Below are 17,205 nucleotides of genomic sequence, written 5' to 3' on the forward strand. Positions count from 1 at the left end.
CGTTTGTACGGGCGGCACTTGCTACGTTGTGATGGAGCGGGATTTTACCAGCTTCGCGCTGCGGAATACAGTCTTTCGAAAGAAAATTCCACAGTTCACTGCCTCGAAGGGATTCGACGGTGGTTCTTGTAAAAATCTCAGCCTGCTTCTGTATTCAACGGCGTGCGTATTCTACAGGATAAAGTGAGTAAAAGGGATTTTACCTGCGTATTTTTAGCAAAATGGCATGACTTTCGGTTAAAGGTACCAATCGCGGGTTAACCTTAACCGCGGTACAAGGTATAATCCGGCGATTTCCACTGTTTTGAGCCAGCTATGGAGCTAATTCGCGGTATACATAATATCCGGGCACGCCACCATGGTTGCGTGCTAACTATCGGTAACTTTGATGGTGTCCATCGCGGACATCAGGCCTTATTGGAGCAGTTAAAGCGCGAAGGTCAGCGCTTGGGGCTGCCCGTTATGGTGATGATATTTGAACCGCAACCACTGGAATTGTTTGCAGCGGATAAAGCACCGGCTCGACTGACGCGTTTACGCGATAAAGCCAGATATCTGAGCGATGCCGGTGTTGACTATTTATTGTGCGTTAAATTTGATCCGCGTTTTGCTGCTATTACTGCGCAAGCTTTTGTTGCTAAGTTGCTGGTAGAGAAGTTGGGTGTTAAGTTTTTAACTGTTGGCGATGATTTCCGCTTTGGCGCAGAGCGTCAGGGGGATTTTCAGCTATTACAACAAGCGGGTGCTGAGTTTGGCTTTGATGTCATCAGCACTGACAGCTTTTGTGATGGTGGTCTGCGCATTAGCAGCACCGCGATTCGTCAGGCACTTCATGACGACAATTTGGTGTTGGCTGAGACATTGCTGGGTCACCCATACAGTATTTCCGGCCGAGTGGTTCACGGGGACGAACTGGGACGGACGATAGGTTTCCCCACGGCGAATTTGCCGTTAAAACGTTTAGTTGCTCCCGTAAAAGGAGTGTATGCGGTTGATGTGTATGGCTTAGGTCCAAAGCCATTGCCCGGTGTTGCCAATATTGGCACTCGGCCTACCGTTGCTGGTGTCCGCCAGCAGCTAGAGGTTCATCTGCTTGATATAACTATGGATCTTTATGGGCGTCATATTGATGTGGTGCTCCGCGCGAAACTGCGCAACGAACAGCGTTTTGCTTCGCTCGATGCTTTGAAGCAGCAAATCGCCCATGATGTGGTGACGGCCCGAACATTTTTCGGGCTAAAGACACCGGTTTAATATTTCTAGCCGAAACGGAACCGAGAATCTAATGAGTGACTACAAGAATACCCTGAATTTGCCTGAAACAGGGTTCCCGATGCGCGGCGATCTGGCTAAGCGTGAACCTGACATGCTGAAACGTTGGTATGAGCAGGATCTGTACGGGATTATTCGTACGGCCAAGAAGGGTAAAAAGACCTTTATTTTGCACGACGGCCCTCCTTATGCGAACGGCAACATTCACATTGGTCACTCTGTTAACAAAATTCTCAAAGATATTATTGTTAAATCGAAAGGAATGGCTGGCTACGACTCACCTTATATTCCAGGTTGGGACTGCCATGGTTTGCCGATCGAGTTAAAAGTTGAACAATTAATTGGTAAGCCAGGCGAAAAAGTCAGCGCCGCGGAATTCCGTACTGCGTGCCGTAAATACGCAGCTGAGCAGGTCGAAGGCCAGAAGAAAGATTTCATCCGCTTGGGTGTGTTGGGCGATTGGGACCATCCTTATCTGACGATGGATTTCAAAACTGAAGCCAATATCATTCGCGCATTAAGCAAAATCATTGATAACGGCCACTTGCACAAAGGCGCGAAGCCAGTGCATTGGTGTACAGACTGCGGCTCGTCACTGGCTGAAGCCGAAGTTGAATATTACGATAAAACCTCCCCCTCCATTGATGTGCGTTTTAACGCGGTCGATGTGGCTGCAGTGTGCGCTAAATTCGGTGCAGCAAATGCTAACGGCCCGATTTCACTGGTTATTTGGACCACCACGCCGTGGACTTTGCCAGCGAACCGCGCCATTTCACTGAATGCTGAATACATTTATCAGCTTGTACAGATCCAAGGCGAATACCTGATTCTGGCGGAAGATCTGGTTGAAAGCGTTATGAAGCGCGCTGGCATTACGGAATGGACGGTATTAGGCAGTTGCAAAGGTTCTGATCTGGAACTGCTGCGCTTCAATCATCCGTTTATGGGCTTTGATGTCCCAGCAATCTTGGGCGATCACGTAACACTGGATGCCGGTACCGGCGCAGTTCATACCGCCCCTGGCCACGGCCCGGATGACTTTGTTATTGGTCAGAAATACGGTTTGGAAGTGGCTAATCCGGTCGGCCCGAACGGCTGCTATTTGGCGGGGACTTACCCGACGCTGGACGGCATGTTCGTGTTTAAAGCCAACGATGTGATTGTTGAGCTGCTGCGCGAAAAAGGCGCATTGCTGAAAGTTGAAAAACTGGTTCACAGCTACCCATGCTGCTGGCGTCACAAAACGCCAATTATCTTCCGTGCTACACCGCAGTGGTTCATCAGTATGGATCAAAAAGGTCTGCGCAAGCAGTCGCTGGAAGAGATAAAAGGCGTGCAGTGGATCCCCGAGTGGGGCCAGGCGCGTATTGAAACCATGGTCGCAAACCGCCCAGATTGGTGTATTTCGCGCCAGCGTACCTGGGGTGTGCCGATGTCTCTGTTTGTTCATAAAGAGACCGAAGCGCTTCACCCGCGCAGCACTGAGCTGATGGAAGAAGTAGCCAAACGTGTTGAACAAGATGGCATTCAAGCATGGTGGGATCTAGACCCGGCTGAGATCTTAGGTGCCGATGCTGCTGATTATGTCAAAGTGCCAGATACATTGGATGTGTGGTTTGACTCCGGTTCAACCCACTCTTCTGTGGTTGACGTCCGCCCAGAGTTTGGTGGTCATAGCCCGGATATGTATCTGGAAGGTTCTGACCAGCACCGCGGCTGGTTTATGTCTTCATTGATGATTGCGACCGCGATGAAAGGCAAAGCGCCTTATCGTCAGGTATTGACTCATGGATTCACCGTTGATGGTCAGGGGCGTAAAATGTCCAAGTCCATCGGTAATACCATCAGCCCGCAAGATGTCATGAACAAATTGGGTGGCGATATCCTGCGTTTGTGGGTGGCTTCTACCGATTACACTGGCGAAATCGCGGTTTCTGATGAAATCCTGAAGCGCTCTGCGGACTCTTATCGCCGTATCCGTAACACCGCGCGTTTCTTGCTGGCTAACCTTAATGGCTTCGATCCAGCATTGCATCAGGTGGCCTCAGAAGAGATGGTGGTGGTAGACCGCTGGGCCGTGGGCCGCGCGCAAGCCGCACAAGCCGAGATCATGGAAGCGTACGAAAATTACGATTTCCACTTAGTTGTGCAGCGTTTGATGCAGTTCTGTTCGGTCGAGATGGGTTCTTTCTACCTCGATATCATTAAAGACCGTCAATACACCGCCAAAGGCGACAGTGTTGCCCGTCGTAGTTGCCAGACCGCGCTGTTCCATATTGCAGAAGCATTGGTTCGCTGGATGGCACCAATTATGTCATTCACCGCAGATGAAATCTGGAACCAACTGCCAGGTGAGCGCCCGCAGTATGTCTTTACTGAAGAGTGGTATGAGGGGCTGTTCGGGTTGGCGGGCGATGAGAGTATGAACGATACTTTCTGGGCCGAGCTGTTAAAAGTTCGCGGCGAAGTGAATAAGGTGTTGGAGCAAGCCCGTAGCGATAAACGTATCGGTGGTTCGCTGGAAGCTGCCGTGACTTTGTTTGCCACACCTGAATTGGCAGCGCGTTTGAACAGCTTGCAAGATGAGCTGCGTTTTGTGTTGCTGACATCGGCTGCGAAAGTCGCAGATTATGCTGATGCCGGTGATGATGCGCAGCAAAGCGAGCTAATCTCTGGGCTGAAAATTACCTTTAATAAAGCTGACGGTGAGAAGTGCCCGCGTTGCTGGCATTACACTCAGGATGTCGGTTTGGTGGCGGAACATGCTGAATTGTGCGGCCGCTGTGTCACTAACGTTGCCGGAGACGGCGAAGAGCGTAAGTACGCCTGATGAGTAAACCTATTTGTTCGACCGGATTGCGCTGGTTATGGCTGGCTGTACTGGTGGTGATTGTGGATCTCGGCAGCAAACAGTGGGTTATGACCCACTTTGCACTGTATGAGTCCGTGCCACTGATTCCTTTTTTCAACCTGACCTACGCGCAGAATTTTGGCGCGGCATTTAGCTTCCTTGCGGATAAAAGCGGCTGGCAGCGTTGGTTCTTTGCAGGGATAGCTATCGGTATTTCAGTCCTATTGATGGTGATGATGTATCGGTCTACGGCCAAACAACGTCTGCTTAATTGCGCTTATGCCCTAATTATTGGTGGGGCATTAGGTAACTTATTTGATCGTATGGTACATGGCGCGGTAATCGATTTTATCGATTTTCACGTCAATAACTGGCATTTCCCAACATTTAACTTCGCCGATACCGCCATCTGTATCGGTGCTGCGCTGGTTATCTTTGAAGGCTTCTTAAGCCCGGCTGAAAAAACCGCGATGAATAAAGGGGAGTGATATGTCTGAACAGGTAGAAAGTCATCAAGTACAAGACCATTTTGTACAAAACAGTAGTGCCGTATTAGTGCATTTCACTCTGAAATTGGAAGATGGCTCAACGGCCGAATCTACCCATATTCACGGGAAGCCCGCGCTATTCCGCTTAGGCGATAACAGCCTAAGCGACGCGCTGGAGCAACAGTTAATTGGTTTGACAGTGGGTGATAAACACACTTTTACTTTACAACCTGAAGATGCATTTGGCTTGGAAAGTCCTGATTTGATTCAGTACTTTACACAGCGTGACTTTGCGCAAACTGGCGTACCGGATGCGGGCACTATTATGCTGTTTACCTCCCGTGATGGCAGTGAAATGCCGGGCGTAGTGCGGGAAGTAGCAGAAGAGTCCATTACTGTTGATTTTAATCACCCGTTGGCCGGGCATGTCGTCAGCTTTGATATTGAAGTGCTGGAGATTGACCCCCAACAGGAGGCTATGCATGCAGATATTGCTGGCTAATCCACGCGGCTTTTGTGCCGGAGTTGATCGGGCTATCAGTATTGTTGAACGCGCGATCGAAATGTACGGCGCGCCAATTTATGTGCGCCATGAAGTGGTGCATAATCGCTATGTGGTTGATAGCCTGCGCGATCGCGGGGCTATTTTTATCGAGGATATCTCTGAGGTACCTGATGGTTCCATTTTGATTTTCTCGGCCCATGGTGTGTCACAGGCTGTTCGTGCCGAGGCGCGCGCGCGCGAATTGACGATGCTGTTTGATGCAACCTGTCCATTGGTCACTAAAGTTCATATGGAAGTTGCTCGAGCCAGTCGCAAAGGGAAAGAAGCTATCCTGATAGGCCATGCTGGCCATCCGGAAGTGGAAGGGACTATGGGCCAATATAACAACCCGAAAGGGGGGATGTATTTGGTCGAGTCACCTGATGATGTTTGGAAACTGAACATTAAAGACGAGAATAACCTCTGCTTTATGACCCAGACCACTTTGTCAGTTGATGATACTTCCGCCGTGATTGATGCCTTGCGCCAGCGTTTCCCGAAGATTATCGGCCCGCGTAAAGATGATATCTGCTATGCCACAACCAACCGGCAAGAAGCGGTACGGAATTTGGCGAATGATGCCGATGTGGTTTTGGTGGTAGGGTCGAAAAACTCGTCCAACTCGAACCGCTTGGCTGAGCTTGCGCAGCGCATGGGGAAAGCGGCATATCTGATTGATTCTGCAGCTGATATCCAAGAGTCCTGGTTACAGGATGCGGCATGTATTGGTGTGACGGCTGGCGCTTCGGCACCGGATATTCTGGTACAGCAAGTCATTGCTCGCTTGAAAGATCTCGGTGCGGATGCGTCTGTTGAACTGCGTGGCCGTGAAGAAAATATCATTTTTGAAGTGCCAAAAGAATTGCGTGTTGAGGTTAAGCAGGTCGACTGATTTCAGTTAGGTGTTAATCGGCAATATCAAGCAGCCCTAAGTGGCTGCTTTTTTATGGGTGTATTTCGCCATAACTGCATGAATATGCGAAATAACCACAGGACGCCAGATGAAGTGTTACCGAGTATTATATAAGGAATTAAGTGGTTTCACTGATAAAAGTGAGCGTATATCATTTTTTTCTAATACAGATTAAATAGGCTGGCAGAGTGCATGGCGGGCGGCTAATCTGAAACCTTGTCAGGGTAGATGACACAATATTGGGAGAACTCATGACTGATTCAACAATTCGTATCGCCGTCGTTGGCGCGGGTGGCCGTATGGGCCGGCAACTTATCCAGGCCATTACACAGACTAAAGGTGTTGTATTGGGGGCTGCTGTAGAGCGCGCGGGGTCCACCTTGGTGGGAAGTGATGCGGGTGAACTGGCCGGAGTAGGATTGCTAGATATCACAGTAAGTGATGATTTATCTAAAGTAATCGATCATTTTGATGTTTTGATCGACTTTACGCGGCCAGAGGGCACTCTGGAACATTTAGCGATTTGTCATACACATAGCAAGGCCATGGTGATTGGAACAACCGGTTTTGATGATGCCGGCAAAGCCGCCATCAGTGCCGCGGCATCTGATATTGGCATTGTGTTCGCCGCTAACTTCAGTGTTGGGGTCAATGTGGTGCTTAAGCTGCTTGAAAAAGCGGCCAAAGTCATGGGCGATTACACTGATATCGAAATTATTGAAGCGCATCATCGCCATAAAGTTGATGCGCCGTCAGGTACCGCGTTGGCCATGGGGGAGGCGATAGCTGAATCTTTAGGGCGCTCACTGAAAGATTGCGCGGTTTATACCCGCGAAGGCCACACTGGAGAGCGCAAACCCGGCACTATCGGCTTCGCCACCGTGCGCGCGGGTGACATTGTGGGCGAGCATACGGCGATGTTTGCTGATATCGGCGAGCGAGTAGAAATCACTCACAAAGCCACTAGCCGTATGACTTTTGCCAATGGAGCGGTTAAATCTGCCATTTGGGTCTCTGAGCGTGATAATGGTTTGTTTGATATGCGCGATGTGCTGAATTTGAACGAACTTTAAAGGTGTAAAGCACAACCCGTGATGTGGTTGTTTTTATCATAATCATATGATAACAGGGCAATATTTTATTGTCCTTTTTTATACTTGTTGTAAATAATGGATTTGATTTATTTTATTATCATTATCCTGTTTTTTATTGTGTTTTCTCACTTTTTTTTATCTTTTCCTCTCTCTATTAAGTGATAATGTTTGATTTCATTACGCCAGAACGATTTTTTCCAGTCACTTACCCTCGCAACCGTTTACTATGTTAAGTTAGCATGTGTTTTTGCCACTACAATCCACTCATTTCAATGAAAACGGTAAAAAACAGAGAAAAAAAGGCACTTTGGCTAGACAAAAGCGTCACTCATCATTAAAATGCGCCCAATTTGCCAAAAATTGGCTCTGAGGGCGGTTTTTGCATTGATTTAGATCGCTAGATATGAATTAATATGCAAATAATGTGACTGTTTATTCCCTGGAGGATGTTTTGATTAAGTCAGCGCTATTGGTTCTCGAAGACGGAACCCAATTTCACGGTCGGGCCATCGGGGCAGAAGGTACGGCAGTGGGGGAAGTGGTCTTCAATACGTCGATGACCGGTTATCAAGAAATCCTTACTGATCCTTCCTACTCCCGCCAGATCGTCACTCTTACTTATCCTCATATCGGCAATGTCGGCACTAATGCCTCCGATGAAGAATCCTCCGCAGTACACGCCCAAGGTCTTGTTATTCGCGACCTGCCATTGATTGCCAGCAACTATCGTAATGAAGAAGGCTTAGCTGAGTATCTCAAGCGTCACAACATTGTTGCGATTGCAGATATCGATACGCGTAAGCTGACACGGTTGCTGCGCGAGAAGGGCGCTCAAAACGGCTGTATTATTGTGGGTGACTTATCTGATGCTGCGCTGGCGCTGGAAAAAGCCAAAGCATTCCCCGGTTTGAAAGGGATGGATCTGGCCAAGGAAGTTACCACCAAAGAAGCTTATCACTGGCTGCAAGGTAGCTGGACTCTGGAAGGTGACTTACCTGCGGCGAAGCCAGCGGAAGACCTGCCATTCCATGTTGTGGCTTATGACTACGGTGTAAAACGCAATATTCTGCGCATGTTGGTTGATCGCGGTTGCCGCCTGACGGTGGTTCCGGCCCAGACCCCGGCTGAAGAGGTTCTGAAGCTCAATCCAGATGGCATTTTCTTATCCAACGGCCCTGGTGACCCAGAGCCATGCGATTATGCCATCGCGGCGATTAAACGCTTCCTCGAAACCGACATTCCGGTGTTTGGCATCTGTTTAGGTCATCAACTGCTGGCATTGGCTAGCGGCGCAAAAACCATCAAAATGAAATTTGGTCATCATGGTGGCAACCATCCGGTGAAAGATTTGGGTGCTGATTGTGTGATGATCACCGCGCAGAACCACGGTTTTGCTGTCGATGAAAGCACATTGCCATCTAACTTGCGCACTACACACGTTTCTTTGTTCGATGGTTCCCTGCAAGGGATTCACCGCACTGATAAAGCAGCATTCAGTTTCCAAGGTCACCCGGAAGCCAGTCCTGGGCCGCACGATGCCGCCCCGCTGTTTGATCACTTTATTGAGTTGATTGAAGCTTACCGTGCGACGGCTGCTAGCCATACCCATAAATAATCAGGAGCGTCAAACCATGCCAAAACGTACAGATATAAAAAGCATCCTGATTTTGGGCGCTGGCCCCATTGTTATCGGTCAGGCCTGTGAATTTGACTATTCCGGTGCTCAGGCTTGTAAGGCACTGCGTGAAGAGGGTTACCGCGTTATTCTGGTGAACTCTAACCCCGCCACTATCATGACCGACCCAGAGATGGCCGATGCCACTTATATCGAGCCGATTCACTGGGAAGTTGTGCGCAAAATCATTGAAAAAGAGCGCCCGGACGCAGTATTGCCGACCATGGGCGGCCAAACCGCACTGAACTGCGCATTAGAATTAGAACGCGAAGGTGTTCTAGCTGAATTCGGTGTCACCATGATTGGTGCTACCGCTGATGCTATCGATAAAGCGGAAGACCGCCGTCGCTTTGATATCGCGATGAAGAAAATTGGTCTGGATACCGCCCGTTCAGGTATCGCGCACAATATGGAAGAAGCATTGGCTGTTGCAGCTGACGTCGGCTTCCCTTGCATTATCCGCCCATCCTTTACCATGGGCGGCACCGGTGGCGGCATTGCGTATAACCGCGAAGAGTTTGAAGAAATTTGCGAGCGCGGTCTGGATTTATCGCCAACTAAAGAGTTGCTGATTGATGAGTCACTGATTGGTTGGAAAGAATATGAGATGGAAGTTGTCCGCGACAAAAATGACAACTGCATCATCGTTTGCTCCATCGAAAACTTCGATGCCATGGGCATTCATACCGGCGACTCCATCACTGTTGCACCGGCGCAGACCCTGACTGACAAAGAATATCAAATCATGCGTAACGCCTCGATGGCGGTATTGCGTGAAATTGGCGTAGAGACCGGCGGCTCTAATGTGCAATTCTCGGTGAACCCGAAGAATGGCCGTTTGATCGTGATCGAAATGAACCCGCGCGTGTCCCGCTCCTCCGCTCTGGCCTCTAAAGCCACTGGCTTCCCGATCGCCAAGATTGCCGCCAAACTGGCGGTGGGCTATACGCTGGATGAGTTGATGAATGACATCACCGGTGGCCGTACTCCGGCTTCCTTCGAGCCATCCATCGACTATGTTGTCACCAAAATCCCGCGCTTTAACTTCGAAAAATTTGCTGGCGCTAATGACCGCCTGACCACACAGATGAAATCTGTGGGTGAAGTGATGGCGATTGGCCGCACATTACAGGAATCACTGCAAAAAGCATTGCGGGGTCTGGAAGTTGGCGTGACCGGTTTTGATCCTAAAGTCAGCCTTGATGATCCAGAGGCCCTGACTAAGATCCGCCGTGAATTGAAAGAAGCGGGTTCTGACCGAATTTGGTATATCGCCGATGCATTCCGCGCCGGTATGTCTGTTGATGGCGTCTTTAACCTGACTAACGTCGACCGCTGGTTCCTGGTGCAGATTGAAGAACTGGTGCGCTTAGAAGAAAACGTGGCGGAGTGCGGTATCAATGGCCTGAATGCTGAGTATATGCGCCAGTTGAAACGCAAAGGTTTCGCCGATGCCCGTCTGGCGAAATTGGTCGGCGCGGCTGAAAGCGAAGTGCGCAAATTACGTTACAAACAGGGTTTGCACCCGGTTTATAAGCGCGTAGATACCTGTGCGGCTGAGTTCTCCACCGACACCGCTTACATGTACTCGACCTATGAAGAAGAGTGCGAATCCAACCCAACCAGCGATCGCCCGAAAGTGATGGTGCTGGGCGGCGGCCCGAACCGTATCGGCCAGGGGATTGAATTCGACTATTGCTGTGTACATGCATCACTGGCACTGCGTGCAGATGGTTATGAAACCATCATGGTGAACTGCAACCCAGAAACGGTTTCCACTGATTACGACACTTCTGACCGCCTCTATTTTGAGTCAGTGACACTGGAAGATGTGTTGGAGATCGTCCGTATCGAGAAACCGCAGGGCGTTATCGTGCAATATGGTGGTCAAACACCACTGAAATTAGCGCGTGAGTTGGAAGCGGCCGGTGTACCTATTATCGGCACCAGCCCGGATGCTATTGACCGTGCCGAAGACCGCGAGCGTTTCCAACAGGCGGTTAATCGTCTGGGTTTGAAACAGCCGGCAAACGCCACGGTAGCGACTATCGAGCAAGCTGTTGAAAAAGCAGCGGGTTTGGGTTACCCGCTGGTGGTTCGCCCCTCTTATGTGTTGGGTGGCCGCGCGATGGAAATCGTGTATGACGAAGTCGACCTACGCCGCTACTTCCAAAATGCTGTCAGTGTGTCAAATGATGCGCCGGTGCTGCTCGACCGCTTCCTTGATGATGCAGTAGAAGTGGATGTTGATGCCATTTGTGACGGCGAGCGCGTGTTAATCGGCGGCATTATGGAACACATCGAGCAAGCAGGGGTTCACTCCGGTGACTCAGCTTGTTCATTGCCAGCTTACACCCTGAGCAAGGAAATTCAGGATGTTATGCGCCAGCAAGTAGAAAAACTGGCCTTTGAGCTTTGTGTTCGTGGCTTGATGAACGTGCAGTTTGCGGTGAAGAATAACGAAGTTTATCTGATTGAAGTTAACCCTCGTGCGGCGCGTACTGTGCCATTCGTCTCTAAAGCAACTGGCATGCCACTGGCAAAAATTGCCGCTCGTGTGATGGTGGGGCAGACATTGGCACAGCAAGGGGTTCTGGAAGAAATTATCCCGCCTTACTACTCGGTCAAAGAAGTGGTGCTGCCATTCAACAAATTCCCTGGTGTTGACCCGATTTTAGGGCCAGAAATGCGCTCTACCGGTGAAGTTATGGGGGTTGGCCGTACCTTCGCTGAAGCTTTCTCTAAAGCGATGCTGGGCAGCCAGTCTGGTATGAAAAAGAGTGGCCGCGCACTGTTATCTGTACGCGAGGGGGATAAGCATCGGGTGGTTGATTTAGCCGCGAAGCTGCTGAAACAGGGCTTTGAATTGGATGCAACTCACGGTACAGCGGTGGTGCTGGGCGAGGCGGGGATAAATCCGCGCTTGGTCAACAAGGTGCATGAAGGCCGTCCGCACATTCAGGATCGCATCAAGAATGGCGAATACACTTATATCGTGAATACCACAGCCGGGCGTCAGGCGATTGAAGACTCTAAGCTGATCCGCCGTAGTGCATTGCAATACAAAGTGCATTACGACACGACCTTGAATGGCGGCTTCGCGACGGCAATGGCGCTGAATTCTGACCCAACCGAGCAAGTGATTTCAGTACAAGAGATGCACGCCAAGATTAAGAATATGAAAGGTTAATTTAGATTGTAAGAAAGCGGGCGATGGAAACATCGCCCTTTTTTATGCTTATTATTTATAAAATCGCGCTTTTTACTCACCGATACAGTGTTTCTTATACGCAGAAGTATTATTCATAAACGATAGTATTGTTCATAAACAACATTGGTGAAGATCAATGTTCGTGCGGGTTGTGGGGAGTAGCTTATAGTCCGGCGGCTCACAGCCGGTTTAACTAGCTTAAAGCGACTTTGATACCCAAACCGATTAATAGCCCACCGAGTAGCTTATCGACAACTTTTTGCGCTTTCGCCAAACCACGGCGTACTGGTGCACTTTGAATCAGAATAACCAGCAAAGGCCACCAAATGACGGCCAGTACCCAGATGATTGAGGCGTACCACAGTTTTTCACCCACGCCGGAGTTAATCTGCAATATTTGGGTGAAAACGGCGAGGAAAAAGAGAGTTGCTTTGGGATTCAATAAATTGCAAAGGTATCCCTGCAAGAATGCGGCTTTCAGTGTAATGGGGGAGAGAGTGGTGCTACCGATGCTGAGTTTACTTTCTCCGCGCGACAGCAGTGCCTGGATACCAATCCAGATTAAATAGCAGGCCCCGGCATATTTCAGGAAATTGAACAGCCACGGTGTGGTGGTGATAACCACGGCCAGGCCAGCTACGCAATAAGACATATGTGTAGCGACGCCCAAAATGACGCCGAGTGCTGTCATCATTGCTGCGGGGCGACGATAGCGGGCGGCGTTTTTAATCACCAGAAAAAAATCAGGGCCGGGGGAGAGCATCCCCAATGTAGCAATAGTTGCGACGAATAAAGAGGTTTCAAGCATAAGGGATACCCAGTGAGAGTGGCGCGTTCTGACGATAATAGCGCTACCGGGGTTTCCCTGCATTTATCTTTTACTCTTTTGATGGATAGTGATGCGCGAATATGAGTCTGGACAATGTGATAAGCAGTGACGTACCAAATCAGAAACAGCGGGAAATCACACGCTTGTGTATCAAGTGTGCATTGCTGCTGCTACAACACGGTGCAGAAAGTATGCTGGTTGAGCAGCTATCCGCGCGCCTTGGTATCGCTTTGGGGATGGACAGTGTCGAAAGTTCCATTTCAGCTAATGCCGTGGTGTTAACCACCATCAGCCAGGGCAATTGCCTGACATCTACCCGCAAAAATATTGACCGTGGCATCAATATGCATGTCGTGACGGAGGTGCAGCATATTGTGATTATGGTGGAACATCATTTGTTAGATATAAAAGATGTGGAAAAACGCCTTGAGCATATTAAGCCGCTGCGGTATCCGCGCTGGCTAGTGGTGGTGATGGTCGCCTTATCATGCGGCTGTTTTAGCAAGTTAAATGGCGGCGGTTGGGATGCATTTTCCATCACTTTCTTAGCCAGTGGGCTGGCGATGTTTGTGCGCCAAAGCTTAACGGCACGCCATATGAACCCGCTGATTAACTTCTGTATTACCGCGTTTGTCGCAACATCCGTTTCTGGGCTATTAATGCGTTTACCGTTTTTCCACGAGGCTTCCAGTGTAGCAATGGCGGCGAGTGTGCTGTTGTTAGTTCCCGGATTCCCACTGATCAATGCAGTCGCCGATATGTTTAAAGGGCACGTGAATACGGGTCTTGCTCGTTGGGCAATGGCCAGTTTATTGACGTTATCAACCTGTATTGGGGTGATATTCGCGATGGCGGCGTGGGGATTACGCGGATGGTGATGAATTTACTCTGGGCATTATTGCAAGATATGGTGTTGGCGGCTATTCCGGCGCTGGGTTTTGCTATGGTATTTAATGTGCCGGTGCGGGCATTACGCTACTGCGCATTGCTGGGGGCTGTTGGGCACGGCTCGCGCATGCTGATGATTCATTTTGGTATGAATATCGAGCTAGCTTCATTATTGGCTTCAGTTATGATTGGCGTCATCGGAATTAATTGGTCGCGCTGGTTGTTGGCGCACCCGAAAGTCTTCACTGTTGCTGCCGTCATTCCGATGTTCCCTGGGATTTCTGCTTACACCGCGATGATATCAGTCGTAGAGATTTCTCATCTGGGTTACACCGAGGCATTAATGTCCACGATGGTGACTAATTTCTTGAAGGCATCATTTATTGTCGGTGCGTTGTCGATTGGTTTATCCTTGCCTGGATTATGGTTATATCGCAAACGTCCTGGTGTATAAGGGTTTTTTTCTTCCCTGTCTTTTGCATCGGGCTAGGAGCAGTCTTATATGTGTGATTAGTCTGCTTATCGCTATCGACGCTGGATTAGGCTTTCCGTATAGTGTGAGCAATTTTTCGGGACTGGCTCTCGCAGCCTACAGGGTTTAATAATGATTATCAGCCTGATCGCTGCATTGGCAGCAGATCGCGTTATTGGTATGGAAAACGCCATGCCATGGCACTTACCGGCTGACTTAGCGTGGTTCAAACGTAACACGCTAAATAAACCGGTAATTATGGGTCGCAAGACATTCGAATCTATCGGCCGCCCTCTACCTGGGCGGTTGAATATTGTTATCAGTAGCCAACCGGGCACTGATGACCGCGTGACATGGGCTACCTCTATTGATGATGCGCTGGCCTTGGCGGGGAATGTAGAAGAAGTGATGGTGATGGGGGGGGGGCGTGTCTATAAGCAATTTTTAGACCGCGCTAACCGCATGTATCTCACTCACATTGATGCTGAAGTTGGTGGTGATACTCATTTCCCAGACTATGAGCCTGATGAATGGGAAAGCACCTTTAGTGAGTTCCATGATGCAGACGAGGCTAATTCACACAGCTATTGCTTCGAGATCCTTGAGCGCCGCTAATTGCGATAACAATATGATCAGACAGAAAGGCTCATTATTAATTGATGAGCCTTTCTTTTTTTGGAATACTACTTATTAATTAATAATGATATTTTATTATTATTTGATGTTTTCAATTCTCTCATGAATGTTAATCTTTTAATCGTAGCGATAGCTATATGAATAGAGATAATGAAACCAACCTAATATTGCATACCTAAAACATGAGAGAGTAAGATGACAACTAAACTAGTAGCGCTATCTTTGTTTTTATTTAGTCAATATATATTAGCGGATGAAAAATTTTCATGTCCCAGTAAATCTGAAATTAACCATCAGCAAGGTGTTTACACCAGTAATGATGGTAAATGGCTGGGAGTTTCTCTTGGTACTGAAAATAATGGGTATATTAATTCTTTTATGCATGTTATTTATATCCCATATAAAAACCTCGATCAGAAAATTGGCACATTAACCAGTTGTAAATATTCTCTGGAGTTTGGTTCAGTTGATATGTATTTTCGAGATGAGGATAGCTTGGGTGATGGCGGAATGTATCTTTCGATTGAGGGGGAAATAAATTGGTTAAAAAGCCCTGAGTTATTATATGGTAGCGAAGCTTATATGTGTACTGCGACTCACACTAACCAATGTATTTTAAAGCGGCTTACCCATGATATTGTATCGGCTTATAAAGCAACATTCTGATAACGTATTGTAGTTCTGATAACATATTGTAGTTCTGATAACGTATCGTCACAATGATATTTTATTCTACATTTTAATGTCATATTTCCTTCATGATCTATTCTTATTATTAGGATGTCTTCATTTTTTTAACTGTTTAATGGCGATGTCTTGGTGTGATGAAAAGAGAAATCATAATATGACTAACAGTAAATTGAACGTTGATAGATTATGTCATGCTGAGCGGCGTGAAATTTGTGATTTTAGTATGAGTGATATGGGATTGGTCGGACTACTCAGTGGCGTAATTGGGTTGGTTTCGGCGGAAATTGAAATGTTAGAAAATAATATTGACGACACCCTAATAAAAGATAAAGGTACATTTTAGTATGCACCTTTATCTTTGTTGTAATTTATAAATAGTTGGGAGGATTCTCTGCTGTTGGCGATAATTCATCAGCATGACTTATTCCAGCTTCAACTTTGAAAGCAGGTTGTGTGAAATAACATTTATCTTCCCAACGGAGCAAGGTTAAATTGCCTCCCCAACAACAACCGGTATCCAGCCCATAAATTCCTTCAGGGACACCTTTTCCTTCCAGCGATGCCCAGTGACCAAAGATAATTGAATACTCAGGGCTGACCAGTCGCGGTAGCTCAAACCAAGGTTTAAGTGGGGCAGGGGCATTTTCTGGCGTGTCTTTACAGATCATATCCAGTTGCCCATTTGGGAAGCAAAAACGCATGCGGGTCAATGCATTAGTGCTAAAACGCAAACGCGCTAACCCCGTCAATTCTGGTGACCAGTTGTTGGGCATATCACCGTACATTGCATCAAGGAATAGCGGGTAACTATCACTACTTAAGACGGCCTCGACTTCACGGGCACACATCTGGGCTGTTTCTATATCCCACTGAGGGGTAATACCGGCATGGGCCATAATCAATTTTAATTCGTCATCAACCTGCAAAACCGGTTGGCGGCGTAACCAATTAATGAGTTCGTCAGCATCCGGGGCTTCAAGCAGCGGAGTGATGCGGTCTTTGGGTTTATTGCGGCTGATGCCAGCATAAACCGCCAGCAAATGCAGGTCATGATTCCCCAGAACCATCCGTACGGCTGGCCCTAGTGAGCGGACGTAACGTAATACATCCAGTGAGGCCGGGCCTCGGGCAACTAAGTCACCGGTCAGCCACAAGGTATCTTGCTGCGAGTCAAAGTTCACTTGCGCTAATAGCGCGAGTAACTCATCAAGGCAGCCATGAACATCGCCAATAAGATAAGTAGACATAGTTGAGGTCAGGGTTAATGGATAAGTGCGGGGATCGCTAAACGGAACACCGGAATCACAGTACGGAAAGCCTGACCGAGGTGGTCAACCATCTCATAATGCCCTTCCATGGTACCCAGCGGCGTTTCTAGAACAGCTCCGCTGGTGTATTGGAACTCGTTACCTGGCAGGATCAACGGCTGTTCGCCAATGACTCCTTCGCCCTGAACTTCTGTCTGTCGGCCATTGCTATTGGTAATTAACCAATAGCGGCCAATAAGTTGCACATTTGAACGGCCTAAATTACGAATTGTCACGGTATAGGCGAAGACAAAACGCTCTTCATCAGGTATCGACTGAGTTTCCACATAGATACTTTGTACCTGTACACAAACGCGGGGCTGTTCAATCATAAT

16 protein-coding genes are annotated in these 17,205 nt (G+C 48.3%); 13 read left to right on the forward strand and 3 right to left on the reverse strand.

The window, feature by feature from the left end:
- Nucleotides 1-315 precede the first annotated feature (315 nt).
- The 8 genes from ribF (at nt 316) to carB (ending at nt 12,027) form a co-directional block, all read left to right on the forward strand.
- The gene (ribF, locus tag DXZ79_RS03550; protein WP_038636415.1) at nt 316-1,254 is read left to right on the forward strand and encodes a bifunctional riboflavin kinase/FAD synthetase; all 939 of its coding nucleotides are present in this window, start codon (nt 316-318) and stop codon (nt 1,252-1,254) included.
- A 31-nt stretch (nt 1,255-1,285) separates the two neighbouring features.
- The gene (ileS, locus tag DXZ79_RS03555) at nt 1,286-4,102 is read left to right on the forward strand and encodes an isoleucine--tRNA ligase (RefSeq protein ID WP_038636413.1); all 2,817 of its coding nucleotides are present in this window, start codon (nt 1,286-1,288) and stop codon (nt 4,100-4,102) included.
- Nucleotides 4,102-4,611 (forward strand): signal peptidase II, encoded by a 510-nt coding sequence (lspA, locus tag DXZ79_RS03560; protein WP_032820783.1) that lies wholly within the window; start codon nt 4,102-4,104, stop codon nt 4,609-4,611. Before ileS ends, lspA begins: the two co-directional genes overlap by 1 nt.
- 1 nt (nt 4,612) lies before the next feature.
- Nucleotides 4,613-5,113, forward strand: a complete 501-nt coding sequence (gene fkpB, locus DXZ79_RS03565) for an FKBP-type peptidyl-prolyl cis-trans isomerase (RefSeq protein WP_038636410.1) — start codon at nt 4,613-4,615, stop codon at nt 5,111-5,113.
- Entirely contained in the window at nt 5,094-6,047 is a 954-nt protein-coding gene (gene ispH, locus DXZ79_RS03570; protein ID WP_038636406.1) for a 4-hydroxy-3-methylbut-2-enyl diphosphate reductase, read from the forward strand. Before fkpB ends, ispH begins: the two co-directional genes overlap by 20 nt.
- A gap of 272 nt (nt 6,048-6,319) precedes the next feature.
- The gene (gene dapB, locus DXZ79_RS03575; RefSeq protein ID WP_038636403.1) at nt 6,320-7,141 is read left to right on the forward strand and encodes a 4-hydroxy-tetrahydrodipicolinate reductase; all 822 of its coding nucleotides are present in this window, start codon (nt 6,320-6,322) and stop codon (nt 7,139-7,141) included.
- A gap of 472 nt (nt 7,142-7,613) precedes the next feature.
- Complete coding sequence (gene carA, locus DXZ79_RS03580; RefSeq protein ID WP_038636400.1) at nt 7,614-8,777, forward strand: glutamine-hydrolyzing carbamoyl-phosphate synthase small subunit; 1,164 nt, start codon at nt 7,614-7,616, stop codon at nt 8,775-8,777.
- Between the two features lie 16 nt (nt 8,778-8,793).
- On the forward strand, nt 8,794-12,027 hold the full coding sequence (gene carB / locus DXZ79_RS03585) for a carbamoyl-phosphate synthase large subunit (protein ID WP_038636397.1): 3,234 nt from the start codon (nt 8,794-8,796) through the stop codon (nt 12,025-12,027).
- A gap of 214 nt (nt 12,028-12,241) precedes the next feature.
- Here the strand turns inward: carB and DXZ79_RS03590 are convergent, their stop codons facing one another.
- Nucleotides 12,242-12,856: a LysE family transporter gene (locus DXZ79_RS03590; protein ID WP_038636395.1), complete on the reverse strand. Its 615-nt coding sequence runs from the start codon at nt 12,854-12,856 to the stop codon at nt 12,242-12,244.
- 101 nt (nt 12,857-12,957) lie between these two features.
- Between DXZ79_RS03590 and DXZ79_RS03595 the strand changes: the two genes are divergently transcribed.
- From DXZ79_RS03595 to DXZ79_RS03615, 5 genes are all read left to right on the forward strand, one after another.
- The gene (locus DXZ79_RS03595; RefSeq protein WP_120011113.1) at nt 12,958-13,755 is read left to right on the forward strand and encodes a threonine/serine exporter family protein; all 798 of its coding nucleotides are present in this window, start codon (nt 12,958-12,960) and stop codon (nt 13,753-13,755) included.
- The gene (locus tag DXZ79_RS03600) at nt 13,755-14,219 is read left to right on the forward strand and encodes a threonine/serine exporter (protein WP_038639826.1); all 465 of its coding nucleotides are present in this window, start codon (nt 13,755-13,757) and stop codon (nt 14,217-14,219) included. The genes DXZ79_RS03595 and DXZ79_RS03600 overlap by 1 nt, the downstream gene beginning before the upstream one ends.
- A 150-nt stretch (nt 14,220-14,369) precedes the next feature.
- Entirely contained in the window at nt 14,370-14,852 is a 483-nt protein-coding gene (gene folA / locus DXZ79_RS03605; RefSeq protein WP_038636391.1) for a type 3 dihydrofolate reductase, read from the forward strand.
- A 216-nt stretch (nt 14,853-15,068) separates the two neighbouring features.
- Nucleotides 15,069-15,539 (forward strand): DUF3757 domain-containing protein, encoded by a 471-nt coding sequence (locus DXZ79_RS03610; RefSeq protein ID WP_050291589.1) that lies wholly within the window; start codon nt 15,069-15,071, stop codon nt 15,537-15,539.
- Nucleotides 15,540-15,717: 178 nt separating this feature from the next.
- On the forward strand, nt 15,718-15,906 hold the full coding sequence (locus DXZ79_RS03615; protein ID WP_038636386.1) for a hypothetical protein: 189 nt from the start codon (nt 15,718-15,720) through the stop codon (nt 15,904-15,906).
- A gap of 25 nt (nt 15,907-15,931) precedes the next feature.
- On the opposite strand, the gene apaH is transcribed toward DXZ79_RS03615, so the two are convergent.
- Entirely contained in the window at nt 15,932-16,810 is an 879-nt protein-coding gene (gene apaH / locus DXZ79_RS03620; RefSeq protein ID WP_050291590.1) for a bis(5'-nucleosyl)-tetraphosphatase (symmetrical) ApaH, read from the reverse strand.
- A 14-nt stretch (nt 16,811-16,824) separates the two neighbouring features.
- Nucleotides 16,825-17,202, reverse strand: coding sequence for a Co2+/Mg2+ efflux protein ApaG (apaG, locus tag DXZ79_RS03625; protein WP_032820792.1), 378 nt, complete (start codon nt 17,200-17,202; stop codon nt 16,825-16,827).
- Between the last annotated feature and the right edge of the window lie 3 nt (nt 17,203-17,205).

It is taken from the genome of Yersinia rochesterensis (genome assembly GCF_003600645.1).
Lineage (GTDB): Bacteria > Pseudomonadota > Gammaproteobacteria > Enterobacterales > Enterobacteriaceae > Yersinia > Yersinia rochesterensis.